The sequence below is a fragment of the Curtobacterium sp. NPDC087080 genome (assembly GCF_044745105.1).
GTDB lineage: Bacteria > Actinomycetota > Actinomycetes > Actinomycetales > Microbacteriaceae > Curtobacterium.
In genome coordinates this window covers 400,993-424,755 of record NZ_JBIUZP010000001.1, presented here as the reverse complement: position 1 = coordinate 424,755, position 23,763 = coordinate 400,993, and the positions used below count along the sequence as shown (strand labels likewise).

At 70.5% G+C, this 23,763-nt stretch carries 21 protein-coding genes and 1 pseudogene; 10 read left to right on the top strand and 12 right to left on the bottom strand.

Annotated elements, in window-relative coordinates:
* Positions 1 to 8 precede the first annotated feature (8 nt).
* Positions 9 to 2,351 (top strand): RelA/SpoT family protein, encoded by a 2,343-nt coding sequence (locus ACIPEQ_RS01940; RefSeq protein ID WP_402713719.1) that lies wholly within the window; start codon positions 9 to 11, stop codon positions 2,349 to 2,351.
* 55 nt (positions 2,352 to 2,406) lie between these two features.
* Here the strand turns inward: ACIPEQ_RS01940 and ACIPEQ_RS01935 are convergent, their stop codons facing one another.
* From ACIPEQ_RS01935 to deoC, 3 genes are all read right to left on the bottom strand, one after another.
* On the bottom strand, positions 2,407 to 2,976 hold the full coding sequence (locus ACIPEQ_RS01935) for a type IV toxin-antitoxin system AbiEi family antitoxin (RefSeq protein ID WP_402713717.1): 570 nt from the start codon (positions 2,974 to 2,976) through the stop codon (positions 2,407 to 2,409).
* Positions 2,977 to 3,067: 91 nt separating this feature from the next.
* Positions 3,068 to 4,027, bottom strand: a complete 960-nt coding sequence (locus ACIPEQ_RS01930; RefSeq protein ID WP_402713716.1) for an ROK family protein — start codon at positions 4,025 to 4,027, stop codon at positions 3,068 to 3,070.
* 156 nt (positions 4,028 to 4,183) lie between these two features.
* The gene (gene deoC, locus ACIPEQ_RS01925; protein ID WP_402713715.1) at positions 4,184 to 4,945 is read right to left on the bottom strand and encodes a deoxyribose-phosphate aldolase; all 762 of its coding nucleotides are present in this window, start codon (positions 4,943 to 4,945) and stop codon (positions 4,184 to 4,186) included.
* A 42-nt stretch (positions 4,946 to 4,987) separates the two neighbouring features.
* Between deoC and ACIPEQ_RS01920 the strand changes: the two genes are divergently transcribed.
* The 4 genes from ACIPEQ_RS01920 to ACIPEQ_RS01905 all read left to right on the top strand — a co-directional run bounded on the left by ACIPEQ_RS01920 (position 4,988) and on the right by ACIPEQ_RS01905 (position 9,181).
* On the top strand, positions 4,988 to 6,520 hold the full coding sequence (locus tag ACIPEQ_RS01920; RefSeq protein WP_402713713.1) for an SDR family oxidoreductase: 1,533 nt from the start codon (positions 4,988 to 4,990) through the stop codon (positions 6,518 to 6,520).
* Positions 6,517 to 7,101 carry a GDSL-type esterase/lipase family protein gene (locus tag ACIPEQ_RS01915; RefSeq protein ID WP_402713711.1) on the top strand — a complete coding sequence of 195 codons (585 nt, stop codon included), beginning with the start codon at positions 6,517 to 6,519 and terminating at the stop codon, positions 7,099 to 7,101. Before ACIPEQ_RS01920 ends, ACIPEQ_RS01915 begins: the two co-directional genes overlap by 4 nt.
* 83 nt (positions 7,102 to 7,184) lie before the next feature.
* Positions 7,185 to 7,547 carry a DUF6804 family protein gene (locus ACIPEQ_RS01910; protein WP_402713710.1) on the top strand — a complete coding sequence of 121 codons (363 nt, stop codon included), beginning with the start codon at positions 7,185 to 7,187 and terminating at the stop codon, positions 7,545 to 7,547.
* 80 nt (positions 7,548 to 7,627) lie between these two features.
* On the top strand, positions 7,628 to 9,181 hold the full coding sequence (locus ACIPEQ_RS01905) for a stealth conserved region 3 domain-containing protein (RefSeq protein ID WP_402713708.1): 1,554 nt from the start codon (positions 7,628 to 7,630) through the stop codon (positions 9,179 to 9,181).
* Positions 9,182 to 9,365: 184 nt separating this feature from the next.
* Here the strand turns inward: ACIPEQ_RS01905 and ACIPEQ_RS01900 are convergent, their stop codons facing one another.
* From ACIPEQ_RS01900 to ACIPEQ_RS01880, 5 genes are all read right to left on the bottom strand, one after another.
* Positions 9,366 to 10,325, bottom strand: a complete 960-nt coding sequence (locus ACIPEQ_RS01900) for a phosphodiesterase (RefSeq protein ID WP_402713707.1) — start codon at positions 10,323 to 10,325, stop codon at positions 9,366 to 9,368.
* Positions 10,326 to 10,509: 184 nt separating this feature from the next.
* The gene (locus tag ACIPEQ_RS01895; protein WP_250366943.1) at positions 10,510 to 12,204 is read right to left on the bottom strand and encodes a ubiquinol-cytochrome c reductase cytochrome b subunit; all 1,695 of its coding nucleotides are present in this window, start codon (positions 12,202 to 12,204) and stop codon (positions 10,510 to 10,512) included.
* The gene (locus tag ACIPEQ_RS01890) at positions 12,204 to 13,271 is read right to left on the bottom strand and encodes a ubiquinol-cytochrome c reductase iron-sulfur subunit (protein WP_174234667.1); all 1,068 of its coding nucleotides are present in this window, start codon (positions 13,269 to 13,271) and stop codon (positions 12,204 to 12,206) included. Before ACIPEQ_RS01890 ends, ACIPEQ_RS01895 begins: the two co-directional genes overlap by 1 nt.
* Before the next feature lie 33 nt (positions 13,272 to 13,304).
* Entirely contained in the window at positions 13,305 to 14,108 is an 804-nt protein-coding gene (locus ACIPEQ_RS01885) for a cytochrome c (protein ID WP_126890110.1), read from the bottom strand.
* A 21-nt stretch (positions 14,109 to 14,129) separates the two neighbouring features.
* On the bottom strand, positions 14,130 to 14,768 hold the full coding sequence (locus tag ACIPEQ_RS01880) for a heme-copper oxidase subunit III (RefSeq protein WP_058727853.1): 639 nt from the start codon (positions 14,766 to 14,768) through the stop codon (positions 14,130 to 14,132).
* A 70-nt stretch (positions 14,769 to 14,838) separates the two neighbouring features.
* Between ACIPEQ_RS01880 and trpD the strand changes: the two genes are divergently transcribed.
* Entirely contained in the window at positions 14,839 to 15,894 is a 1,056-nt protein-coding gene (trpD, locus tag ACIPEQ_RS01875; RefSeq protein WP_250366944.1) for an anthranilate phosphoribosyltransferase, read from the top strand.
* A 257-nt stretch (positions 15,895 to 16,151) separates the two neighbouring features.
* On the opposite strand, the gene glpK is transcribed toward trpD, so the two are convergent.
* Both glpK and ACIPEQ_RS01865 read right to left on the bottom strand, forming a co-directional pair.
* Entirely contained in the window at positions 16,152 to 17,663 is a 1,512-nt protein-coding gene (glpK, locus tag ACIPEQ_RS01870) for a glycerol kinase GlpK (RefSeq protein ID WP_402713705.1), read from the bottom strand.
* Positions 17,664 to 17,716: 53 nt separating this feature from the next.
* A complete protein-coding gene (locus tag ACIPEQ_RS01865; RefSeq protein ID WP_402713704.1) occupies positions 17,717 to 18,442 on the bottom strand; it encodes an MIP/aquaporin family protein in 726 nt (241 codons plus the stop codon).
* A 312-nt stretch (positions 18,443 to 18,754) separates the two neighbouring features.
* On the opposite strand from ACIPEQ_RS01865, the gene dhaK reads away from it, so the two are divergent.
* The 3 genes from dhaK to dhaM are packed head-to-tail and all read left to right on the top strand — an operon-like array spanning position 18,755 to position 21,130.
* On the top strand, positions 18,755 to 19,756 hold the full coding sequence (gene dhaK, locus ACIPEQ_RS01860; RefSeq protein ID WP_250366946.1) for a dihydroxyacetone kinase subunit DhaK: 1,002 nt from the start codon (positions 18,755 to 18,757) through the stop codon (positions 19,754 to 19,756).
* 31 nt (positions 19,757 to 19,787) lie between these two features.
* Positions 19,788 to 20,414, top strand: a complete 627-nt coding sequence (gene dhaL / locus ACIPEQ_RS01855; protein ID WP_402713703.1) for a dihydroxyacetone kinase subunit DhaL — start codon at positions 19,788 to 19,790, stop codon at positions 20,412 to 20,414.
* Positions 20,411 to 21,130, top strand: a complete 720-nt coding sequence (dhaM, locus tag ACIPEQ_RS01850) for a dihydroxyacetone kinase phosphoryl donor subunit DhaM (RefSeq protein WP_402713702.1) — start codon at positions 20,411 to 20,413, stop codon at positions 21,128 to 21,130. The genes dhaL and dhaM overlap by 4 nt, the downstream gene beginning before the upstream one ends.
* Positions 21,131 to 21,179: 49 nt before the next feature.
* Here the strand turns inward: dhaM and ACIPEQ_RS01845 are convergent, their stop codons facing one another.
* A complete protein-coding gene (locus ACIPEQ_RS01845) occupies positions 21,180 to 22,013 on the bottom strand; it encodes a helix-turn-helix transcriptional regulator (RefSeq protein WP_402713701.1) in 834 nt (277 codons plus the stop codon).
* Positions 22,014 to 22,115: 102 nt separating this feature from the next.
* Here ACIPEQ_RS01845 and ACIPEQ_RS01840 point away from each other — a divergent pair, with 102 nt between their 5' ends.
* Positions 22,116 to 22,796: an SDR family NAD(P)-dependent oxidoreductase gene (locus tag ACIPEQ_RS01840; RefSeq protein WP_250366949.1), complete on the top strand. Its 681-nt coding sequence runs from the start codon at positions 22,116 to 22,118 to the stop codon at positions 22,794 to 22,796.
* A gap of 338 nt (positions 22,797 to 23,134) precedes the next feature.
* Here the strand turns inward: ACIPEQ_RS01840 and ACIPEQ_RS01835 are convergent.
* A pseudogene (locus tag ACIPEQ_RS01835) lies at positions 23,135 to 23,753 on the bottom strand (recombinase family protein).
* Between the last annotated feature and the right edge of the window lie 10 nt (positions 23,754 to 23,763).

The following is a 23,763-nucleotide window of genomic DNA, read 5'->3' as shown; positions in this document are numbered from 1 at the left end:
GGCGCATCATGACGGACACCCGTGAGTCCTCGGCCCAGGGTGCGCCCACGCCCGGCGCGAGCCGTCCCGGTTCCGCACCACGGCCCTCCAGCCCGCTGAACGCGACGACCACCGGCAACCTCGGATCCCTGCGGTCGCTGCTGCCCCGGCTGTTCTCGCGGGCGCAGCCCGCGGGGGCGGTCGACACCCTGATCCGGACCGTCCGGTCGCACCACCCGAAGGCCGACGTGACGCTCATCGAGCGGGCGTACACCGTCGCCGAGCGGGCGCACGACGGGCAGAAGCGCAAGTCCGGTGAGCCGTACATCACCCACCCGGTCGCGGTCGCGCAGATCCTCGCCGACCTGGGGATCGGCACGATCACGATCGCCGCAGCCCTGCTGCACGACACGGTCGAGGACACGGACTACCAGCTCGACCAGCTCCGGTCGGACTTCGGTGACGAGATCGCCATGCTCGTCGACGGCGTCACCAAGCTGGACAAGGTCAAGTACGGCGACAGCGCGCAGGCCGAGACCGTCCGCAAGATGGTCATCGCGATGTCGAAGGACATCCGGGTGCTCGTCATCAAGCTCGCCGACCGCCTGCACAACGCGCGGACGTGGGGCTTCGTGGAGTCCGCCTCGGCGACCCGCAAGGCCAAGGAGACGCTCGAGATCTACGCGCCGCTGGCGCACCGCCTCGGCATCCAGATGATCAAGCTGGAGCTCGAGGACCTGTCGTTCGCGGTGCTGCACCCGAAGCTCTACGTCGAGATCGACAGCCTGGTCAAGGAACGGCAGCCGAAGCGCGAGCAGTTCGTGCAGAACGTCATCGGCACGCTCAAGAAGGACCTGAAGGCCGCGAAGGTGCGCGGCGAGGTCATGGGCCGGCCGAAGCAGTACTACTCGATCTACCAGAAGATGATCGTGCGCGGTCGCGAGTTCGACGAGATCTACGACCTGGTCGGCATCCGCGTCCTCGTGCCGACCGTCCGCGACTGCTACGCGATGCTCGGGTCCGTGCACGCGCGGTGGACCCCGCTGCCCGGGCGCTTCAAGGACTACATCGCGACGCCGAAGTTCAACCTGTACCAGTCCCTGCACACGACCGTGCTCGGGCCGCAGGGCCGTGCCGTGGAGATCCAGATCCGCACGCACGAGATGCACCAGCGCGCCGAGTTCGGTGTCGCGGCGCACTGGAAGTACAAGCAGCGCGCGCAGGGTCGGGACGTCGACGCCTCGTCGACCACCGACGACCAGGACATGGCGTGGCTCGCGCACATCACCGACTGGCAGGCCGAGACGAGCGACCCGGGCGAGTTCCTCGACTCGCTGCGGTACGAGATCGGCGCGAAGGAGACCTACGTCTTCACCCCGCAGGGCAAGGTCATCGGCCTGCCCGCCGGTGCCACCCCGGTGGACTTCGCCTACGCGGTGCACACCGAGATCGGGCACCGCACGATGGGTGCCAAGGTGAACGGGCGGCTCGTCCCGCTCGAGAGCTCCCTGTCGAGCGGCGACGTCGTCGAGATCTTCACGTCGAAGAACCCCGACTCCGGGCCGAGCCAGGACTGGCTGACCTTCGTGCGGAGCCCCAGGGCCCGCAACAAGATCAAGCAGTGGTTCACGAAGGAGCGCCGCGAAGAGGCGATCGAGCAGGGCCGCGACGCGATCGCCCGCGCGATGCGCAAGCAGAACCTGCCGCTGCAGCGCATCATGAGCCAGGACTCGATCGCCGAGGTCGCGTCGTCGATGCGGTACGACGACGTCTCCGCGCTCTACGCGGCGGTGGGCGAGGGCCACGTGTCCACCCAGTCCGTCATCGAGAAGGTGCTCGGCAACGTCCAGGCCGAGACCGAGACGGACGAGCCCGAGCTGGCGTTCCCGCGTCAGGTCACGAGCCGCCAGCTCCGGAACAGCGACAGCGGCGTGCTCGTCCGAGGCGCGCCCGACATCCTGGTGAAGCTCGCGAAGTGCTGCACCCCGGTGCCCGGTGACCAGATCGTGGGCTTCATCACGCGCGGTCAGGGTGTCTCGGTGCACCAGGCGTCCTGCACGAACGTGAAGTCGCTGATGAACGAGCCGGACCGGATGATCGAGGTCGAGTGGGCCCCGTCGTCGAAGTCGGTGTTCCTCGTGCAGATCCAGATCGAGGCGCTCGACCGTTCCGGGCTGCTCAGCGACGTCACCCGGGTGCTGACCGACCACCACGTGAACATCCTGTCCGCGACGGTGTCGACCTCGTCGGACCGTCTGGCGCTCAGCCGCTTCGTGTTCGAGATGGGCGACACGACGCACCTCGACCGCGTGCTGAACGCCGTGCGGCGGATCGACGCGGTGTACGACGTGTACCGCGTCAGCGCAGGCTGACCCCGGTCGACGTCGGTCGCGTCAGCACGGGTCGACCCGGTCGACCCCTGTTGCCTCAGCGCTGAGCGACGGCGGGCGGTGTCCACCCGGCGGTCGCGCGGACGAGCCGACGCGCCGCCTGCCGCACCATGGGGATCGTCCCGAGCGCGTCGAGGCGGCGGGTGACGTCGTCCACCCGGACCGCGCCGATCGCCACGAGGCCGCGCAGGGCGTCGCGCGCGGTCACGTCGAACGTGTCGGGCGCGCGGAGCAGGTCGACGGCCGTGCGCTCCGGCGAGGTCACCCGGACCGACCCGAGCCGCACCGTGTCCACGGCGGGGAGTCGCACCTCGCGGAGCCGCACGTCGGGGTCGACCCGGACGCGGACGGTCGGCGGCACGCTCACCTCGACCGGCGACGGTGGACGCGACGTGGCGCCCCAGATCCACGCGGCGGACCGACCGCTCGCAACCAGTCGTCCGTCCGGCACACGCCACGCGTGCGCGGCGGCGCGGAGTGCCGGCGTCTGCGGTTCTGCGGGGGAGGCCCAGCACCACCCGACCGCGACGAGCTCGCCGGCCAGCACGGCGGCGCGGAGCTCCGCCTCCGGCCAGTCGTCGCTGGTCAGCAGGCTGGGCGTCGGCACCCGCTCATCCTGCCGGACGGACGTCGGTCGCGGTCCGGCCTGTGGAGAGCACCGTGCGACGACGCAGCGCCGGTGGTTCAGCGGCGAGGGGTCAGCGCAGCACGTCCGCTCGGTGCACCAGCGCCGCGGCCCCGATGAGCGGTCCGTCCTGGGACAGTCCGGTCGGCACGATCCGGACCTTCGTCACGAAGCCGAACTCGACCCGCTCGGCCACCGCCTCGCGCGCGTACTCGAACAGGTCCGGGGTGACGTGCGAGAAGCCGCCGCCGATCGCCACCACCTCGAGGTCGACCAGGCTCGTCGCCGCGGCGATCGCCTGTCCCAGTGCGCGCCCGCTCCGCCGGACCGCGGCGACCGCGATCTCGTCCCCGGCAGCGTAGGCGGCGGAGAGCTCCTCGCCGGTGGTCCCGGCGAACCCCTGCCGCTGCGCCCAGGCGACGGTCTTCGGGCCGCTGGCGATCGCCTCGAGGCATCCGGTCCCGCCGCACGCGCACGGATCGTCGAACCCGCCGCACTCGACGTGGCCGATGTGGCCGGCGTTGCCGGTCGGCCCGCTCACGGTGCGGCCGTGCAGGATCAGCCCGCCACCGACGCCGGTGGACACGATCATGCCCATCACGTGGTCCGACCCCTGCGCCGCCCCGACCCAGTGCTCGGCCAGGGTGATCGCGAGGCCGTCCATCCGCAGCGTCACCGGGACGCCCTCGGGGACGAGGGCTGCGACGCGGTCCCGGAGCGGCCAACCGCGCCACACCGGCATGTTCAAGGGGGAGACGAGGCCGTGCTCCTCGTCGACGGGGCCGGCAGCGCCGACGCCGACGCCGACGAGCTGCGCGCCCGCCGGCAGCGTTGCGAGGGTCGCCGTCACGACCTGGTCGACGGCCGCCTGCAGTTCGGCAGCAGTCCGCTGCGGTCCGGTCGGCTGCCGGTGCCGGGTCCCCGGCAGGACGACGCCGTGGTCGGTGACGAGAGCCGCCTCGACCTTGGTGCCGCCGAGATCGACGGCCAGTGCGAGCGCGGACGAGGGGGACAGGGCTGCGGTGCTGGACATGCGCGCTCCGATGCGGCGGTCTGGAGGCTCGGCTCACCGTGACGACGCGACCTCGCGTCGGTGCGGGCCGGCCCGGGCGGTGTGGTCGGGTCGGGTGGAACTGGTCCGGCCGCGGCCGGTCCGGGTGGGGCCGCCCGCGAGCGGGCGGCCGGGCCCTCAGTACGAGGAGGTGTCGTCCCCGAGTGCGGACGCGGCGCCGGTCGTGGCGCGGTGCGCGACCTCGTCGAGGATGCGCGCCGAGGCACTCGTCCCGATCCGGTCGGCGCCGGCCTCGACCATCTCGAGCAGGGTGTCCAGACCGCGGACGCCCCCGGAGGCCTTGACGCCCGTGTCGGGGCCGACCGTCTCGCGCATCAGGCGGATGTGCTCGGCGGTGGCGCCCCCGCCCGCGAACCCCGTGGAGGTCTTGACGAACGCGGCGCCGGCACGCTGTGCGGCCCGCGACGCGGCGACGATCTCGTCGTCGGTGAGGAACGCGGTCTCGAGGATGACCTTGACGACGGTGTCGCCCGCGGCGTCGACGACCGCGCGGACGTCCTGCTCGACACGCTCCCAGTCACCGGACCGCGCGGCGCCGATGTTCTGCACCATGTCGAGCTCGAAGGCGCCGTCGGCCAGGGCCTGCAGCGACTCCGCGACCTTGGCGGCGGTGGTGGTGGTGCCGTGCGGGAACCCGATCACGGTGCCGACGCCGACGCCGGTGCCCTGCAGTCGCTCGACGGCGTGCGCGACGTCGCTCGGCCGGACGCAGACGCTGAAGACCCGGTGGGCGGCGGCCTCGTCGAGCTGGGCGTCGACGTCGGCGCGGGTGAGCTCGGGCTTGAGGATCGCGTGGTCGATCAGGGCTCGAACGGCGTCGGCGCCGAGTTCGTGCTGGTCGGCCCGGTCCTGGTGTGCGGGGGTCGCTGCGTTGTCCACCCGGAAAGCCTACCCGGAGGCGACGCGCGTACCGTGCCCTCCATGCAGGTCCTCGTCACCGGTGCGACCGGGTACATCGGCGGTCGTCTCGTCCCCCGCCTCCTCGAGGCCGGACACGACGTCCGCGTCTTCGTCCGCACGCCGCGGAAGCTCCAGGACGTGCCCTGGCACGACGACGTCGAGGTCGCCGAGGGCGACCTGCAGGACGCTGACGCGGTGCGTTCCGCTGTCGAGGGCATCGAGGCCGTCTACTACCTCGCGCACGCCATGGGTGCGGACGGGGACTTCGAGCAGGCCGAACGGGACGCCGTCGAGACGATGGCGCGCGAGGCCCGCGACGCGGGGGTCCGCCGGTTCGTGTACCTGGGCGGACTGCACCCGGACGGCGAACTGTCGAAGCACCTCCGGAGCCGGAAGGAGGTCGGGGACGTGCTCCTCGCCTCCGGCGTCCCGACCATCGCCTACCAGGCGGGCGTCGTCATCGGCTCGGGGAGCACCTCGTTCGAGATGATCCGGCACGTGACCGACGTGCTGCCCTGGATGCCCGCGCCCAGGTGGGTCCGCAACCGCATCCAGCCCATCGCCGTCCGCGACGTCCTGTACTACCTGGTCGCGGCGCTCGACATCCCCGCCGACGTCAACCGGACGTTCGACATCGGCGGTCCGGACGTGCTCAAGTACGGCCAGATGCTGAACGGCTACGCGGTCGAGGCGAAGCTGCCGCAACGGCGCTTCACCGTGCTGCCCGTGCTCACCCCGGGGCTCTCCGCGCACTGGTTCAACATCGTGACGCCGATCCCGAAGAAGCTCGCGACGCCGATCATCGAGTCGCTCCAGTTCGAGTGCGTGCAGCGCGAGCACGACATCGACGAGGTCGTCCCGCGTCCGGAGGGCGGACTCACCTCGTACCGACGGGCCGTCCGTCTGGCCCTGACGAAGATGCGGAAGGGTGAGGTGCAGACGAGCTGGCGGAGCGCCACGCTCTCGTCGACCCCGGCCGACCCGCTGCCGAGCGACCCGGAGTGGGCCGGACACACCGTCTACGTCGACGACCGGAAGCGCCACTCGAGCGCCAGCGCCGAGGACGTCTGGCGCGTCGTCGAGTCGATCGGCGGCGAGAACGGCTGGTACTCGTTCCCCCTGGCCTGGGTCGCCCGCGGCTGGATGGACAAGGTCGCCGGCGGGGTCGGACTCAACCGGGGCCGGCGCGACCCGCACCGCCTCGAGCAGGGCGACGCGCTCGACTGGTGGCGCGTGGAGCGGCTGGAGCGCGGGCGCTACCTGCGGCTCCGCGCCGAGTTCAAGTCGCCCGGGCGCGCCTGGCTCGAGATGCGGGTCACCCCGAGCGACGACGGCGGCAGCGACTACCACCAGCGGGCGATCTACTTCCCGCAGGGGCTCCCCGGACGCCTGTACTGGTACGGCATCCTGCCGTTCCACGGGATCATCTTCCCGGGCATGGTCGAGCGCATCACGGCGGCGGCGGAGCGCGAGTCCCAGCACACGGAGTCGACGGGGCGGAACTGGACCCAGCAGAATGGGCCGCAGGAACCGGTACACGAGGAGGCAGCATGACCACCGAACACCCCACCGTCCTGTTCCTGGGCGACAGCATCACCGAGCAGGGATCCTGGGACCAGTGGCTCCCTGGGGAGCGCACGAGCAACCAGGGTGTCGGCGGCGACACCACCGACGGCGTGCTCACGCGGCTCGACGCCGTGATCGCCGAACAGCCCGAGGTCATCGTGCTCCTGATCGGGACGAACGACTTCGGCAACCACCGGTCGAGCGTCGAGCACGTGGTCCGCGGGGTCGAGTCGATCCTCGTGACACTGCGCCGCGAGCTCCCGGGCGTCCGCCTGCTGCTCGTGTCGATCCTGCCCCGCCAGTCCGACTGGTGCGCGAAGATCGAGGAGGCGAACCGGCACCTCCGCCAGTTCGTCGCGACCTGTCACGCGCAGTACCTCGACCTCTGGCCCGCGCTGGCCGAGGACGACCACCTGGCCGAGCGCTTCACCGAGGACGGCCTGCACCTCAACGCCGACGGATACCGCGCGGTGGTCGACGAACTCGAGCCGGCGCTCGAGCGCGTGCGCGGGCTCCCGCCGATGTCCCGTCCGATCCAGGCGATCGACCTCGAGGAGGCCGGCGCCTGATGGCACGGAAGGGTCGGCCCCCGGCGGGATCGTCGCTGCAGGGGGTCCCCTTGGGGCGCCAGGACGCGCATCGTCCGCAGGATGTGCGCCCGGACGCCGACGGCACACCGCCGTTCACCCGCCCCGCCCTGGCCCCCGGGCTGCTCGCTGCCGTCGTGCTCATCGCGTTCGTGGCGGTCATCGACTCCTCGGCCTTCGTCTTCGTCCGGTGGGGCGTGACGGTGCTCGCGCTCATCGTCCTCGTCTTCGGGTTCCGCGGCCGCGCCTGGTGGGCGGTCGCCCTCACCGCGGCGATCGCGGTGTGCTGGAACCCGGTGGTGGTCGTACCGATCCCCGGCCAGGTGTGGGCGGGTCTGCAACTCGTGGCGGCCGCCGCGTTCATCCTCGTCGGGATCGCCGTCAAGGTGCCGCGCGGGGCGGACGCAGGGCGCGCCTCCCGTCCGTGACCGCGCGGCGCTCGTCCGCCGGACGGTAGGATCGCAGGAGCCGGGCACAGGGCCCGGCCGACGTGATGCGAAGGGCATGGATGAGCCACGAGACCGAGCCGGCGACCGAGAGTCCTCTGCTGAACCCTCGACCGTCCTCCGGCGGTCTCGACCGACCTGACGTCGTCGTCCGCAAGGGACGCCTGACCCTGGTCAACGGGCACCTGACGCCCCAGCAGTCGATGATCGAGGACCTGTTGTTCCTCGACGACGCGCTCACCGCCGGTGACGTCGACCACCTGCTCATCCGCGGCAACGACCGACGGCCGGTCATCGCCGTCGACGAACGCGACCGGCAGCGTGCCGAGAGCGCGATCATGGCGGCCGCCGCCAACGAGCCGTTCTACGCCAAGCCGCCGGGGCAGCCCGCCGTGCTCGTGATCGACGACGGCCTCGGATCGGTCGACGAGCCGGTGCTGCGGGTCTTCCGGCCGCGGCTCGAACCCATGGGTCGGCTCCGCTACGGCGCCGAGACGAGCGTCCAGCTCGAGTTCTGGCGCGTCACCGACACCGAGGTGCTCGCGCCCGTCGAGAACGCCCTGATGCGGCGCAGCCTGCCGGTCGACGAGTTCGTGCTCGTCGACATCGAGCGCTACGGCCGCACCTGGCGCACGGTGGAGCACATGTTCGACGACCACGTGTCGGACATCCGCTTCCCGATCGACATCGTCTTCTCGTGGGTCGACGGCAACGCGATCGAGTACCAGCGAGCCCGGCAGGCAGCGCAGGCGAACGCGGTACTGGGGGAGGGCGACGACGCCCCCGCGCGGTTCCGGCAGATCGACGAGCTGAAGTACGCCCTGCGCTCGGTGCACACCTTCGCGCCCTGGATCCGGCAGATCTACATCGCCACCGACTCGCCGGCACCCGCCTGGCTCGCGGACCACCCCAAGGTGCGGATCGTTCGGAGCGAGGAGTTCTTCGCGGACCCCTCGGTGCTCCCGACCCACAACTCGCAGGCCGTCGAGTCGCAGCTGCACCACATCCCGGGCATCAGCGAGCACTTCATCTACTCGAACGACGACATGTTCTTCGGGCGGATGGTCGAGCCGTCGGTGTTCTTCAGCCCGGGTTCGGTGTCGAAGTTCATCCTCGCGACGACCCGCATCGGGCTCGGCTCGAACAACCCGGCCCGCAGCGGGTTCGAGAACTCCGCGCGCGTGAACCGCCAGCTGCTGCAGCAGCGGTTCGGCGCCGTGACCACGCGGCACCTCGAGCACGCTCCCACGCCGCTCCGCGCCTCGATCATGACCGAGATGGAGCACGAGTTCGCGGCGGAGTTCCGCGCGACCGCCGCCTCACGGTTCCGTGCGGCGGACAACATCTCGGTGACGAACTCGCTGTACCACTACTACGCCCTGCTCACCGGCCGCGCGATCGTGCAGGAGAACGCTCCGGTCCGGTACGTCGACACGACGATGCAGTCCGGGTTGAAGGCGCTGGAGGACCTGCTCAAGAAGCGGAACGTCGACTTCTTCTGCCTGAACGACGGGAGCTTCCCGGAGGTCTCGGACGAGGAGCGCACCCGTCGGGTGACGGACTTCCTCGAGAAGTACTTCCCGTTCCCGGCGCCGTGGGAGCAGGACGCGCAGTAGGGCTGCGGCGGGCTGTTCGGGCGTCCTGGCGTCGGGCTGCCGGTCCCCGGTCCGTTGCGCCGGACGGGCACGATCTGTCACGGTCGCGCGGGACGGGCGACGAGTCCCACCCGCGCGGTGAACACCCGACGGCACGTCGTGCTCGTTCGACAGCGTGCAGACGTGTCACACGGGTGGCCGACCCTCAGCGGCGGATCGGGGAGCTGGGCACCGTGTCGAGGGTGAACACCGGGATGCTCGCGGTGACCGGGGCCGGCTCGACCGCGGGCGCGATCCTGATGCCCGCAGCGGCGAGACGCGCCTCGGTCTGCTCCGACGACACGGGCTCGCCGACCGTCGAGTAGTGCCCGATCGGCACGACCGAGTGCACGACGTTGTTGCCGTAGACGTGCACGAGGTTGAAGGACTGCGCGCCGTCCTGCCCGCGGGTCCCGCCCTGGTACTCGGTGAGGTCCTGCGTGTAGCACGTCGCACTCGCCACCGACACGGGCACCCCGGCGAACACGGCGCTCGTGGAGTAGTGCAGGTGTCCGGCGATGATCGAGATGACGTCCGACCCCTCGATCACCTCGGCGAGGGCGGCCTGGTCGCGGAGCTCGACGAGGACCGCGAGGTCCTGCACGCTCGGGACCGGCGGGTGGTGCATTGCGAGGATCGTGCCGTGCGGCGCAGCCTCGGAGAGGACTTCAGCAAGCCAGTCGAGCTGCGCGGGGGAGACCTCGCCGTGGTGCGCTCCGGGCACGCTCGTGTCCAGGGTGATGACGCGGAGGCCGTTGACGTCGTACACGAAGTCGACGGGGCGATCGGTCGGCTGGAGACCGAAGAGCTCCTGGCGGAACGCGCCGCGCTCGTCGTGGTTCCCCATCGCCCAGATGACCTGCGCGCCGATGCGACGGGCGGCGGGCTCGACGATGTCGCGGATCCTGGCGTAGGCGCCCGGCTCGCCCTTGTCGGCGACGTCGCCCGTGACGACGATGGCCTCCGGGCGAGTGCCGGAGGCCTCGATGTCGGCGACGATCGCCGAGAGACGTGCTGCGGAGTCGACGTCACCGTAGAGCGCGCCGTCACCCGCCACGAGGTGGGTGTCGCTGAGGTGGAGGAGGAAGTGGTTCGGCCTGGGGTGTTCGGCCGTCCGGCTGTCCATCGGTCTCTCGTTCCGTTGGCGGATGCGTGGTGCAACACGTTGCCACACCGTCGAGGACGAGTCCAGCACGCCACTCTGAATGCACGGTGAACCGGGAGTGGCGGATCCGCGTCGGTCCACAGTGAACGACGGAGCCCCCCGACCACGTGGTGGTCGAGGGGCTCCGTCGGTGTTGCTGCGGGACCTAGTGGTTGGCTGCGCCGAGCGCGGGGGCCTGGGCCTGGTGGTCGCCCTCCAGCTCCGGACCGTGGTGCGCGGCGTGCGCGGCCTCGAGCTCCGCCTTCGTGACCGGCGCGATGCGGTCCTCGAAGAAGAAGCGCGACAGGTTCGCACGGACCTTCTGCACCCCGGTGATCCGACCCTTGGCGTCCGGACGGACCATGAGCGGCTTGTACTCGTTGAACTGCAGGAGCTTCCAGCGCTCGTACTCGTCGAGCTGCTCGTGGACCTCGATGTACTCGCCGTGCGGCAGTCGGACGATGCGGCCCGACTCGTAGCCGTGCAGCACGATCTCGCGGTCCTTCTTCTGCAGCGCGAGGCAGACGCGCTTCGTGATCCAGAACGCGACGAACGGGCCGAGGACCGTCGTGGCCTGGATGACGTGGATCACGTGCTCGATCGACACCATGAAGTGCGTGGCGATGATGTCGGACGAGGCCGCGGCCCAGAGCGACGCGTAGAGCGTGATGCCCGCAGCACCGAACGCGGTGCGGGTCGGGGCGTTGCGCGGACGGTCGGCCAGGTGGTGCTCTCGCTTGTCGCCGGTGACCCACGCCTCGAGGAACGGGTAGGCGAACATCGCGATGATGAGCGCCATGAGGACGGCGATCGGGACGAGGATGTTGAACGACACCGTGTAGCCGAACCACACGACCTCCCAGTGCGGCGGCACCAGACGGAGCGCACCGTCCGCGAAGCCGATGTACCAGTCAGGCTGGGTGCCGGCGGACACGGGGGACGGGTCGTACGGGCCGTAGTTCCAGATCGGGTTGATCGTGAACAGCGACGCGATGAGGGCGAGGATGCCCGCGACGATGAAGAAGAAGCCGCCGGCCTTCGCGGCGAAGGCCGGGAGGATCGGGACGCCCACGACGTTGTCGTTGGTCTTGCCGGGGCCCGCGAACTGCGTGTGCTTGTTGATGACGACGAGCACGAGGTGCACGCCGAGCACCGCGACGAGGATCGCCGGCAGCAGCAGGATGTGGAGCGTGTAGAGGCGGCCGACGATGTCGGTGCCCGGGAACTCGCCACCGAACAGCAGGTAGGCGATCCACACGCCGATCACCGGGACACCCTCGATCATGCCGACGATGATGCGGAGACCGTTGCCCGAGAGCAGGTCGTCGGGGAGCGAGTAGCCGGTGAAGCCCTCGGCCATCGCCAGGACCCACAGCACGAAGCCGAAGACCCAGTTGAGCTCACGCGGCTTGCGGAAGGCGCCGGTGAAGAACACGCGGGCCATGTGCAGCATCACCGAGGCCACGAACAGCAGGGCTGCCCAGTGGTGGATCTGCCGGACGAACAGGCCACCGCGGATGTCGAACGAGATGTTCAGGGTGGACTGCAGGGCGGTCGACATCTCGACGCCCTTCAGCGGGACGTACGAGCCGTTGTAGACGACCTCGGTCATCGACGCCTGGAAGAAGAACGTCAGGAACGTCCCCGACAGCAGGACGACGACGAAGCTGTACAGCGCGACCTCGCCGAGCATGAAGCTCCAGTGGTCGGGGAAGATCTTGCGCCCGACCTCCTTCACCAGACCCGAGATGCTCGTGCGCTCGTCGATGTAGTTGGCGGTGGCCCCGATGAGTCGGGACCCGCGCGTCGGCTCGGGCCGTGTGGCCGTGGACGGCGCGCTCGTGGTGGTGGTGCTGGTCATCAGCGTTCACGCTCCCAGAAGGACGGTCCGACCGGCTCGTGGAAGTCGCTCTGGGCAACCAGGTAGCCGTCGTCGTCGATCGCGATCGGAAGTTGGGGGAGGGGACGTGCAGCCGGGCCGAAGATGACCTCGCAGTTGTTCGAGACGTCGAACGTCGACTGGTGGCACGGGCACAGCAGGTGGTGCGTCTGCTGCTCGTAGAGCGCGACCGGGCACCCGACGTGGGTGCAGATCTTGGAGTAGGCGACGATGCCGTCGTAGCCCCAGTCCTCGTGCCCCTTCGAGGGGTTGAGGTCCTTCGGGTCGAGACGCATGAGGAGGACGGAGGCCTTCGCCTTCTCCTCGAGCATGTGCTCGGAGTCGAGCATGCCGTCCGGGATGACGTGGAAGACCGAACCGATCGTGACGTCGGACGCCTTGATCGGCAGACCCGTCGGGTCCTTCGTCAGGCGCATGCCGGACTTCCAGAAGGTGTGGCGCAGGAGCTCGTTCGGGTCCTCCGCCGGGGCGAAGTCACGGACGAGGACGACACCCGGCAGCGGGAACGCCACCAGGGCGCCGATCATCGAGTTGCGGATCAGCTTGCGACGGCTGAAGCCGGACTCCTTGTCGGCGAGCTGGAAGGCCTCGACCGCCTTCGCGCGGGTCGCGTCGGTGCCGCGGGTGCTGTGGCGCATCTCCGTGATCTCGCGGTCCACGACGAGCGACTTGGACCAGTAGACGGCGCCGAGGCCCAGCGCGAGCAGGGCAAGCGCGATCGCCAGACCGAGCCAGAGGTTGCCGGACCGGACGGTGCCGAAGTCCTCGGGGTCGATCGGGAAGGCGATGTACGCCGCGATCGCCAGGACGCTGCCCACGATGGACAGGTAGAAGAACGTGGCGACCTGACGCTCGGCCAGGCGCTGCTTCTTCGGGTCGACGTCGGTGCGGCGCGCGCGGTGCGGCGGCTCACCCGGGTTCTCGAACGGGTCCGCGGGGACGACCGCGATCCCGGCCGACGTGCTGGTCGCGCCGTGCTTCTCGACAGCCGAGGACGAGTTCAGTGCCTCGTCGTCGTGCTCTGCCATGGTGTTCCCTTCAGTGTCGTTCGACACGGACGATCAGTTGGACTTCGCGGTCAGCCAGACGGTCATCGCGACGACCGCGCCGAGTCCGAAGATCCAGATGAACAGACCCTCTGCCACCGGGCCGAGGGAGCCGAGGGCGAACCCGCCGGGCGACTTGTTGTCCTGCACGTACTTCAGGTACGTGATGATGTCGGCCTTCTGCTCCGGCGTCAGGTTGAGGTCGTTGAAGACCGGCATGTTCTGCGGGCCCGTGACCATGGCCTCGTAGATGTGCTTGCCGGAGACCGACTGCAGGTTCGGGGCGTACTTGCCCTCGGTGAGTGCACCGCCGGCACCCGCCACGTTGTGGCACATGGCGCAGTTGATGCGGAAGAGCTCGGCGCCCTCGGCTGCGTCGCCCTTGCCGTCCGTCAGCGACGAGGAGGGGACCGACGGGCCGGGGCCGAGCGAGGCGACGTAGGCGCCCATGGCATCGATCTGCTCGTCCGTGAACTGGGCAGGCTTCTCCTCGGCCTGGGGGCCCTGCGCGGCCATCGGCATGCGGCCGGTGCCGACCTGGAAGTCGACCGACGCGGCTCCGACACCGATGAGGGACGGACCCTCGCTGGTGCCCTGGGCGTCGAGGCCGTGGCAGGTCGCGCAGTTCGAGGCGAAGAGCTTCTCGCCCTCGTTGACCTTGGACTGGCTGGACACCGCGGAGGTGGTGCTGTCGTCGGCGTTGGCCGTCGAGCTGAACAGCGCGTACGCACCGCCGGTGGTCATGAGACCGACGACGATGAGCGAGACGGTCGCCATCGGGGAACGGCGGCCCTTCTTGGACTTGCTTCTGGTGAACATGCGGTGGGGGGTGTCCAGTTCCTACTTGAGAAGGTAGATGACAGCGAAGAGGCCGATCCAGACCACGTCGACGAAGTGCCAGTAGTACGACACGACGATCGCGGTGGTCGCCTCCTTGTGCCCGAAGTTCTTGGCAGCGAAACCGCGACCGAGGGTCAGGAGGAAGGCGATCAGACCACCCGTGACGTGCAGGCCGTGGAAGCCGGTGGTCATGTAGAACGCGGAGCCGTAGGCGCTCGACGAGAGCGTCACGCCCTCGTGCCAGAGGTTCGCGTACTCGAAGATCTGGCCGCAGACGAAGATCGCACCCATGCAGTACGTGACGAAGAACCACTCCGTCATGCCCCAGTCCTTGGGGTTCCAGCTCGTGCGGTGCACCTGGAAGCGCTCCGCGGCGAACACCGCGAACTGGCAGGCGAAGCTCGACAGCACCAGGATGATCGTGTTCACCGAGGCGAACGGCACCTCGAGCTTGGCGGTCTCGGTCGCCCAGAGCTCGGGCGAGGTGCTGCGCAGCGTGAAGTAGATCGCGAACAGGCCGGCGAAGAACATGACCTCGCTGCCCAGCCACACGATCGTCCCCACGGCAACGGCGTTCGGCCTGTTCAGGACCGGACCGCTGGCGGATCTGGAGAGAGGGGTGCTAGTCACGTCCTCCATTATGGCCGAAACCACTGACAGTGTTTTCGCAGGACACTGGCGGGTCGTTCGAACTCAGTACCATCGAGCCATGTCCCTCACACTCTCCTGGCCTGCAGTCATCAGCGCGCTCATGGCGCGCGAGGACCTCTCGATCAGGCAGTCCACGTGGGCCATGGAGGAGATCGTCCAGGGACGCGCGACCGCCGCACAGATCGCCGCCTTCGCGGTGGCGCTGCGGGCGAAGGGCGAGACCGTCGACGAGGTCGTCGGCTTCCGCGACGCGATCCTCGACGCGGCCGTCCCGTTGGACGTCGACCCGATGGCACTCGACATCGTCGGGACCGGCGGCGACGTCGTGGGCACCGTGAACGTCTCGACGATGGCTGCAATCGTCATCGCCGCCGCGGGCGTGCCGGTCGTCAAGCACGGCAACCGCGCGAGCTCGTCGAAGTCTGGCTCGAGCGACGTGCTGGCCGCCCTCGGGCTCGACCTGACGATGGACGCCGCGCGTGTCGCGGACACCTTCCGGCGTGTCGGGCTGACCTTCGCGTTCGCGAGCGCGTTCCACCCCGGCTTCGCCCACGCGGCACCGGTCCGGCGCGAGATCGGGGTGCCCACCGTCTTCAACTTCCTCGGGCCGCTGGTGAACCCGGCCCGGTGCGAGGCGAACGCGGTGGGCGTGGCGCAGCTCGAGCTCGTGCCGATCATCACCGGCGTGTTCCAGACCCGGGGGGCGACGGCGCTCGTGTTCCGCGGCGACGACGGCCTCGACGAGCTGACCACCACCGGGCACTCCCACATCTGGGAGGTCACCGGCGGCCGGGTCATCGAGCACGACCTCGACCCGCGGGACCTCGGGATCGCCCGGGCGCGCACGGAGGACCTGCTCGGCGGTGACCCCGAGCACAACGCCGCCGTCGTGCACCGCGTGCTCGCGGGGGAGGCCGGCCCGGTCCGTGACATCGTGCTGCTCAACGCCGCCGCCGGGCTGGTGTCCTTCCGTCTGGCGGAGGACCCCGAGCAGGCGGACCGGCCGATCCTGCAGCGGTTCCGCGAGCAGCTCGCCGTCGCCGCCGAGGCGGTCGACTCCGGCGCCGCCGCGCAGAAGCTCGCCGACTGGGTCGGCGCCGCTCCCGCGGCCTGAGCGACCCCGCCCTCCAGACGCCGGCGTCGACGCGAGACGCACTGCGGACGACGAGACGCCCCCGGATCCGGGGGCGTCTCGACGCGGAAGGGGCGTCTCGTTGCGGAAGGGGCGTCTCGACGTGAAGGGGGCGCTGCGCGGACCGGCCGGCCCGGTGCGCCCGGCCCGCACCGCGCGTGCCACCGCAACGGCCTGGAGGCGCGGTGCCGGCCCGTGGGACCGGCACCGCGCCTCCAGGCGGTCACCTCAGCTGCGCGTCAGCGCACGTCCTCGTCGACCCAGTCGAAGGTCTTCGTGACGGCCTTCTTCCAGAGGCGGAGCTGGCGGTCGCGCTCGGCGTCGTCGAGCGACGGCTCCCAGCGCTTGTCCTCCTGCCAGTTGGCGCGGAGCTCGTCGAGGTTCGCCCAGAACCCGACGGCCAGACCGGCGGCGTACGCGGCACCGAGCGCGGTGGTCTCCGCGACGACCGGACGGACGACCGGCACGTTGAGGATGTCCGCCTGGAACTGCATGAGCGCGTCGTTGGCGGTCATGCCGCCGTCGACCTTGAGCTCGGTCAGGTCCACACCGGAGTCCGCGTTGACGGCGTCGAGGACCTCGCGGGTCTGCAGCGCCGTCGCCTCGAGGGCGGCACGGGCGATGTGCCCCTTGTTGACGTAGCGGGTCAGGCCGACCAGGGCGCCGCGGGCGTCCGGACGCCAGTACGGCGCGAACAGGCCCGAGAACGCCGGCACGAAGTACACGCCACCGTTGTCCTCGACGGTCTTGGCGAGCGCCTCGACCTCCGGGGCGCTGCCGATGATGCCGAGGTTGTCGCGGAGCCACTGGATGAGCGAACCGGTGACGGCGATCGAGCCCTCGAGCGCGTAGTGCGTCTCCTGGTCGCCGAGCTTGTACCCGACGGTGGTGAGCAGCCCGTTCTCCGACCGGACGATCTCGGTGCCCGTGTTGAAGATGAGGAAGTTGCCGGTGCCGTAGGTGTTCTTCGACTCGCCCTGGTCGAACGCCGCCTGGCCGAACGTCGCGGCCTGCTGGTCGCCGAGGATGCCGGCGATCGGGACCTCGCGGAGCAGGCTGGACGACTCGACGTGGCCGTAGACCTCGGAGGAGCTGACGATCTCCGGGAGCATCGACTTCGGCACCCCGAAGTCGGCCAGGATGTCGTCGCGCCACTGCAGCGTCTCGAGGTCCATGAACAGCGTGCGGGACGCGTTCGTGACGTCGGTCTTGTGCACACCGCCGTCGGTGCCACCGGTCAGGTTCCAGAGGACCCAGGTGTCGGTGGTGCCGAAGAGCAGGTCGCCCGCCTCGGCCTTCTCGCGTGCGCCCTCGACGTTCTCGAGGATCCAGGCGATCTTGGTGCCGGCGAAGTAGGTGGCGAGCGGCAGGCCGACGATCGCCTTGTAGCGGTCGGTGTCGCCGTCGGCGAGCTTGTCGACGATCGCCTGGGTGCGGGTGTCCTGCCAGACGATGGCGTTGTAGACGGCCTTGCCGGTGTTCTTGTCCCAGACCACCGCGGTCTCGCGCTGGTTCGTGATGCCGACCGCCGCGACGTCGTGGCGGGTGATGTCGGCGCGGGACAGGGCCTGGCCGATGACCTCACGGGTGTTGTCCCAGATCTCCGCGGGGTCGTGCTCGACCCACCCGGCGCGCGGGAAGATCTGCTCGTGCTCCTTCTGCCCGACCGAGATGATCGAACCGGAGTGGTCGAAGACGATGGCACGCGTCGAGGTCGTGCCCTGGTCGATGGCGACGATGTAGTCGGCCATTGGTGCTCCTTACGGGTGTGTTCGGTGTGTGCTGGGGGTTCGGTCTGCAGTCGTCAGGAGACGACGGGGAGCAGGAAGGTCGAGGCGCCGGCCGCGAGGGCGGCACCGATGAGCGGGCCGACGACCGGGACCCAGGCGTAGGACCAGTCGCTCGAGCCCTTGCCCTTGATCGGCAGGACCGCGTGGGCGATGCGGGGGCCGAGGTCACGGGCGGGGTTGATGGCGTAGCCGGTGGGGCCGCCGAGCGAGACACCGATCGCGATCACCAGGAAGGCGACGGGGACGGCGCCGAGTTCGGCCGGGGCCTTGCCGTTCGTGATGCCGAGGATGACGAAGACCAGTACGAAGGTGCCGATGACCTCGGTGACGAGGTTCCAGCCGTAGCTGCGGATCGCCGGACCGGTCGAGAACACGCCGAGCTTGGCGGCGGCGTCGGGCTCCTCGTCGAAGTGCTGCTTGTAGGCGAGCCAGACGATCACCGCGCCGATGAAGGCGCCGAGCAGCTGTGCGACCCAGTAGATGAGCATGGTGCCGATGCTGATGTTGCCGAGCAGCATCTGCGCGAGGCTGACGGCGGGGTTGAGCTGGCCGCCCGACTTGTAGGACACGAGGACACCGGCGAAGACCGCGAAGCCCCAGCCGATCGTGACCATGAGGAAGCCGGCGCCGAAGCCCTTGGACTTCGTCAGCGAGACGGCGGCGACGACTCCGCCACCGAGGATGATGAGCAACGCCGTACCGACGAGCTCTGACATGAAATTGACGCCGATGCCGTCCATCGGTGACCTCCAGTGCGAGTGGTGGGGGTCCGGTGGCTGCTGCGTCCGGCACTCCCCGTCGAGTGATTGGGGCCGAGCATAGTGAGGCCGGTCACCGCGACGCGATCACGGAACGAGCCGAGTTCGCGAAACTGCACGAACGTGCACGCCTGGTGTGCGGAGGCGCATCCCGGGACCGGGCCGCGACAGCACCCTGCTGCACGAACGTGCACCTGAGGCGAACGGGCGGCCGCTGTAGGGTGAACGCACTCCGGTCGACGACGGCGGTGCGGCTCCGCCGGCGGTCGACCCCCGCACCCGTGGAGGTCCGTCATGAAGAAGCTCATCAACGATCCGCACGACGTCGTGACGGAGACCGTCCGCGGGTTCGCCCGGGCGCACGAGGGGCACGTCGTGCTGGTCGAGGACCCGATCCACCTGCACCGCGCCGACGCCCCGGTGCGCGGGAAGGTCGGGATCGTGAGCGGTGGGGGCAGCGGGCACGAACCGCTGCACGCCGGCTTCGTCGGTCACGGGATGCTCGACGCGGCCGTCCCCGGTCCCGTCTTCACGAGCCCGACCCCCGACCCGATCCTCGCCGCGACGAAGGCGGTCGACGGGGGAGCGGGCGTGCTCCACATCGTGAAGAACTACACCGGCGACGTGCTCAACTTCGAGACCGCCGCCGAGCTCGCCGAGATCGAGGACATCCGCGTCGCGTCCGTCGTGGTGGACGACGACGTCGCCGTGCAGGACTCGCTGTACACGGCCGGACGCCGCGGCGTGGCCGGCACGGTCGTCGTCGAGAAGTGCGCCGGCGCCGCTGCCGAGCGTGGTGACGACCTCGACGCCGTCGCCGCGGTCGCCCGACGGGTCAACGAGGTGACCCGGTCGATGGGCCTGGCCCTCGGCTCCGGGACGGTCCCGCACGCGGGAGAGCCGTCCTTCACGCTCGCGGACGACGAGGTCGAGCTCGGCATCGGCATCCACGGCGAGCCGGGCCGCGAGCGCATCGCCATGGCCCCGGCCGACCAGCTCGTCGACCGCGTGCTCGAACCGGTGCTCGCCGACCTCGACGCCCCAGCGGGCTCGCAGCTGCTGCTTCTCGTCAACGGCATGGGCGGCACCCCGCTCTCCGAGCTGTACATCGTCTACCGACGCGCCGCCGAGGTGCTCGCGGACCGCGGCCACCACGTCGCGCGTAGCGTGGTCGGCGACTACGTCACGTCCCTCGAGATGCCCGGCTTCTCGATCACCGTCACGGTGCTCGACGAGGAGCTCACCGCCCTCTGGGACGCCCCGGTGGAGACCCCGGCGCTGCGCTGGGGTCGCTGACCACCGTCCACCATCCAGGAAGGAACACGAATTGGCGCTCGACACCGCATGGGCCATCGACTGGGTGCGCCGCACCGCCGCGACGATCGACGACCACCGCGCCGAACTCGTCACGCTCGACCGTGAGATCGGCGACGGAGACCACGGCGAGAACCTCGACCGTGGCTTCCGCGCCGTGCTCGAAGCCGTCGACGCCGGGTCCTTCGACACCCCCGGCGCGGTCTTCAAGACGGTCGCGACGAAGCTCATCTCGACGGTCGGCGGCGCGGCGGGCCCGCTGTTCGGCACCGCGTACCTGAAGGCCGCGCAGGCCGCCGGCGACGCGACCGAGCTCGACGCGGACGCCCTGGTCGCCGTGCTCACCGCAGCCCGCGACGGCGTCGTCTCGCGCGGCAAGGCCGAGGTCGGCGACAAGACCATGGTCGACGCCTGGTCGGCCGCCGTCGACGCCGCCGGTACCGCAGCCGCGGCGGGTGAGGGTCCGGAACGCGTGCTCGAGGCCGCCGCCGACGCCGCCGTGACCGGTGCCGAGTCCACCGACCCCCTCGTCGCCCGCAAGGGCCGCGCGAGCTACCTCGGCGACCGGGCGGTCGGACACCGCGACCCGGGGGCCCAGTCGACGGCGTACATCCTGCGCGCCGCGGTGGACGCCGCGTGACCGTCGGCATCCTGGTCGTCTCGCACAGTGCGGCGATCGCGACCGGCACCGTCGAGCTGGCCCGCCAGATGGCCGCCGACGTGCCGCTCGTCGCCGCAGGCGGCACGGACGACGGCGGCATCGGGACCTCGTTCGAGGCGATCACCGACGGCATCCACGAGCTCTCGGCGGCCGACGCCGTCGTCGTGCTGTGCGACCTCGGGTCCGCCTACCTGACCACCGACACCGCGCTCGACTTCCTCGACGACGCCGACCGCGAGCGCGTGCACGTCTCGCAGGCCCCGCTCGTCGAGGGCACGGTCGCTGCGGCGGTCGCCGCGCAGACCGGTGGTGACGTCGGTGCCGTCCTGGCCGCCGCCGCATCGGCCGCAGGGTCCGCGGACGACGCCGGGGGAGCCTCCGACCCGACCGGTGACCAGCCGGGAGGCGCGACCTCCGTCGACGACGCGGGCACCGCCGACGGGGCGGTCACCGAGACCGTCGAGCTGGTCAACGAGAGCGGGCTGCACGCCCGTCCGGCGGCCGAGTTCGTGAAGGCCGCCGCGAAGCACGAGTCGCGCGTCCGCGTGAACGGCGTCGACGCGAAGAGCCTGCTCGCGATCATGGCGCTCGCCCTGCCGAAGGGTGCCACCGTGACGATCGAGGCCGACGGGCCCGACGCGCGGGACGCCGTGGACGCCCTCGTCGCGCTCGTCCGCTCCGGCTTCGGCGAGTGACGACGACCGCCGCACCCGCCGCGGGGCGGGCGCGGCGGGAACCGCCGCGTCAGGACGTCGCGAACTCCTGCAGTCCGGTGACCCGGAGCAGGTCCAGCTTCGCGGCGTCCTCGCTGCCGGGGACCGCGGTGTAGACGACGATCCGCAGGTCGCTGCCCGGCACGCTGAGCACGTCGCAGTCGACCTCGACCGGACCGACGGGCGTGTGCACGACCTTGCGGCTCGTCCGGTGCTCGGCGATGCGCGCGCCGTGCCAGCGTCGCTCGAACTCCGGGGATCCGCGGCGGAGCCGGGTGACGAGCTCCGCGAGCCGCCGGTCCGCCGGGTAGCGGCCGACAGCGGAGCGGAGGTCGGCGACGAGGTCGCTCGAGAAGTCCTCCTGGTGCGTGTCGTCCCACTCGACACCGTCGTGCCCCTGCGTGAAGTGCCGCCACACCAGGTTCCCCTCGACCCCGGTCCAGGTGCTCGGATCGCCGGACACGGCCGCCCACAGGTCGTTCCAGAGCAGGATGTCGTGCGCCGCGGTGAAGACCGCCACCGGGACGTCACCGAGCCGGTCGACCATGCGGTGCACGCCCGGCGGGACGTGCCGCGGAACCTCCGCCCGCGACGGCACCGCTGCACCCGCGACCCGGTACAGGTGGTCCCGTTCCGACTCGGTCAGGCGGAGCGCGGTCGCGAGGGCGCCGAGCAGCTGGGGTGACGGGTTCGTCGCGCGACCCTGCTCGAGCCGGACGACGTAGTCGACGCTGACCCCGGCGAGCGCGGCGAGCTCCTCGCGCCGGAGCCCGGCGGTCCGCCGCCCCTGCCCCGCGGGCAACCCGACCTCGGCCGGACGCACCCGGTCCCGCCAGGCACGCAACACCTCCGCGAACTCGCTCATGCGTCCATCATCGCCTCCGTCGGGCGAACGGTCGTGGTACTGCCGGTCCCACCGTCGAGCGGTGCCTGGGAGGACGGGAACGGCGGGGGCATCGTGGAGTGCATGACCACGACACTCATCACCGGAGCGAACCGCTCCCTCGGACTCGAGACCGCACGCCGACTCCTCGAGGCCGGCCACACCGTGTACGCCGGCATGCGCGACACCGCCTCCGGTGACGCCGTCCGAGCCCTCGGCGCACACCCCGTGCAGCTCGACGTCACCGACCAGGCGAGCGTCGATGCCGCGCTCTCGTCGCTGCCGGAGCTCGACGTCCTCGTGAACAACGCCGGCGTCCTCGGGACGTCCTTCGGTGTCGACGACCTCGACGCCGACGCGATCACCGCGGTGCTCGACACGAACGTGGTCGGGGTCGTCCGGGTGACGCAGGCGGCCCTCCCGCTGCTGCGTCGGTCGTCGAACCCCGTGATCGTCAACGTCGCGTCCGGCGTGGGCTTCGCGCGCTGGCTCACCACGCCGGGGCACGACGAGTACCCGGTCGCCGCGGTGCCGTACGCGGCGTCGAAGGCGGCGCTGATCGCGGCGACGGTGCAGTACGCGAAGAACCTGCCCGGTTTCCGCGTGAACGCGAGCGATCCCGGCTACACGGCGACCGACTTCAACGGCCACGGCGGACACCAGACCGTGACCGAGGGCACGGACGCGACGGTCGCGCTCGCCCTGATCGGTCCGGACGGGCCGACGGGGGAGTTCCACGACCGCACCGGGCGCATCGAGTACTGAGCCGACCAGCGGACGGACGGGAGGCGCGTGGCGGCCCCGCCACGCGCCTAGGCCTTTGCGGAGTGACTGTCACGGCAGTCGGGATCGTGCCGCAAGAAGCGCTGTCCGCGGCCATTCGTGATCAGCGTCAAGACGCAATGAGACTCATCGAGCGTCAGCTCCAAGCGGAGCCCAAGGCGAAGCGGCGGGCGGTCCTGGAAGAGCGCTACGAGCGGGTGGCTGGCTCTCCGACATCGACACTCGGTGCAGCGAACGTCGTGCGGATCGTTGTTGCTCGCGCTACGGCCCTCACACCTTTCGCTGTGACCATCGTCGCAATACGTTGATCGCTGGGCGGCTCACACGTCCGCACGGGGGAGCGCCAGGTCAGCGCTGACGTCGATCGGATGGCGGTCAAGCGCCCGGTACACCGTCGCGCGCCCGATCCCGAACAGCTCGACGAGCTCGGCGATGGAGTGATCACCGGCGCGGTGTAGCGCGACGAGGTGACGGTCCTGCGCAGGGGAGAGCTTGGGCTTCCGCCCCTTGAGCTTTCCGCGGACCTTCGCTGTGGCCATGCCTTCTCGGGTGCGGGCACGGATGAGATCGGATTCAAACTCAGCGACCATGCCGAGCACGTTGAACAGCAGCCGGCCGACGGGGTCGGTGGGGTCGTAGATGGATCCTCCGAGGTTCAGCTTCACGCCGCGGCCTGTGAGCTCTTCTGCGATGTCTGTCGCGTCACGGAGGGATCGTGCGAGTCGGTCGAGCTTCGTGACCACGAGGGCATCTCCCGGCCGGCAGGCTGCCAGCGACGACTTGAGCCTCGGTCGATCGCACTTGGCGCCGGTCATGCCCTTGTCAGTGAACACCCGTTCCGCCGGTACGCCGAGCGCTAGGAGGGCATCGGTCTGCGCCGTGGGGTTCCTGGCCGTCAGTCGAGACTCGGGCGTAGCCGAGGGTCCATCCGGATTCCACGCCTCAAGTC

What these genes read in the sequence shown, in the direction of transcription:
- ACIPEQ_RS01845 (WP_402713701.1), bottom strand. Translation starts at nt 22,013, where the DNA reads ATGAGCGAGTTCGCGGAGGTGTTGCGTGCCTGGCGGGACCGGGTGCGT.
- ACIPEQ_RS01920 (WP_402713713.1), top strand. Translation starts at nt 4,988, where the DNA reads ATGCAGGTCCTCGTCACCGGTGCGACCGGGTACATCGGCGGTCGTCTC.
- ACIPEQ_RS01840 (WP_250366949.1), top strand. Translation starts at nt 22,116, where the DNA reads ATGACCACGACACTCATCACCGGAGCGAACCGCTCCCTCGGACTCGAG.
- dhaK (WP_250366946.1), top strand. Translation starts at nt 18,755, where the DNA reads ATGAAGAAGCTCATCAACGATCCGCACGACGTCGTGACGGAGACCGTC.
- ACIPEQ_RS01865 (WP_402713704.1), bottom strand. Translation starts at nt 18,442, where the DNA reads ATGGACGGCATCGGCGTCAATTTCATGTCAGAGCTCGTCGGTACGGCG.
- trpD (WP_250366944.1), top strand. Translation starts at nt 14,839, where the DNA reads ATGTCCCTCACACTCTCCTGGCCTGCAGTCATCAGCGCGCTCATGGCG.
- ACIPEQ_RS01930 (WP_402713716.1), bottom strand. Translation starts at nt 4,027, where the DNA reads ATGTCCAGCACCGCAGCCCTGTCCCCCTCGTCCGCGCTCGCACTGGCC.
- ACIPEQ_RS01905 (WP_402713708.1), top strand. Translation starts at nt 7,628, where the DNA reads ATGAGCCACGAGACCGAGCCGGCGACCGAGAGTCCTCTGCTGAACCCT.
- ACIPEQ_RS01880 (WP_058727853.1), bottom strand. Translation starts at nt 14,768, where the DNA reads ATGGAGGACGTGACTAGCACCCCTCTCTCCAGATCCGCCAGCGGTCCG.
- ACIPEQ_RS01890 (WP_174234667.1), bottom strand. Translation starts at nt 13,271, where the DNA reads ATGGCAGAGCACGACGACGAGGCACTGAACTCGTCCTCGGCTGTCGAG.
- ACIPEQ_RS01915 (WP_402713711.1), top strand. Translation starts at nt 6,517, where the DNA reads ATGACCACCGAACACCCCACCGTCCTGTTCCTGGGCGACAGCATCACC.
- ACIPEQ_RS01895 (WP_250366943.1), bottom strand. Translation starts at nt 12,204, where the DNA reads ATGACCAGCACCACCACCACGAGCGCGCCGTCCACGGCCACACGGCCC.
- ACIPEQ_RS01900 (WP_402713707.1), bottom strand. Translation starts at nt 10,325, where the DNA reads ATGGACAGCCGGACGGCCGAACACCCCAGGCCGAACCACTTCCTCCTC.
- ACIPEQ_RS01885 (WP_126890110.1), bottom strand. Translation starts at nt 14,108, where the DNA reads ATGTTCACCAGAAGCAAGTCCAAGAAGGGCCGCCGTTCCCCGATGGCG.
- ACIPEQ_RS01940 (WP_402713719.1), top strand. Translation starts at nt 9, where the DNA reads ATGACGGACACCCGTGAGTCCTCGGCCCAGGGTGCGCCCACGCCCGGC.
- glpK (WP_402713705.1), bottom strand. Translation starts at nt 17,663, where the DNA reads ATGGCCGACTACATCGTCGCCATCGACCAGGGCACGACCTCGACGCGT.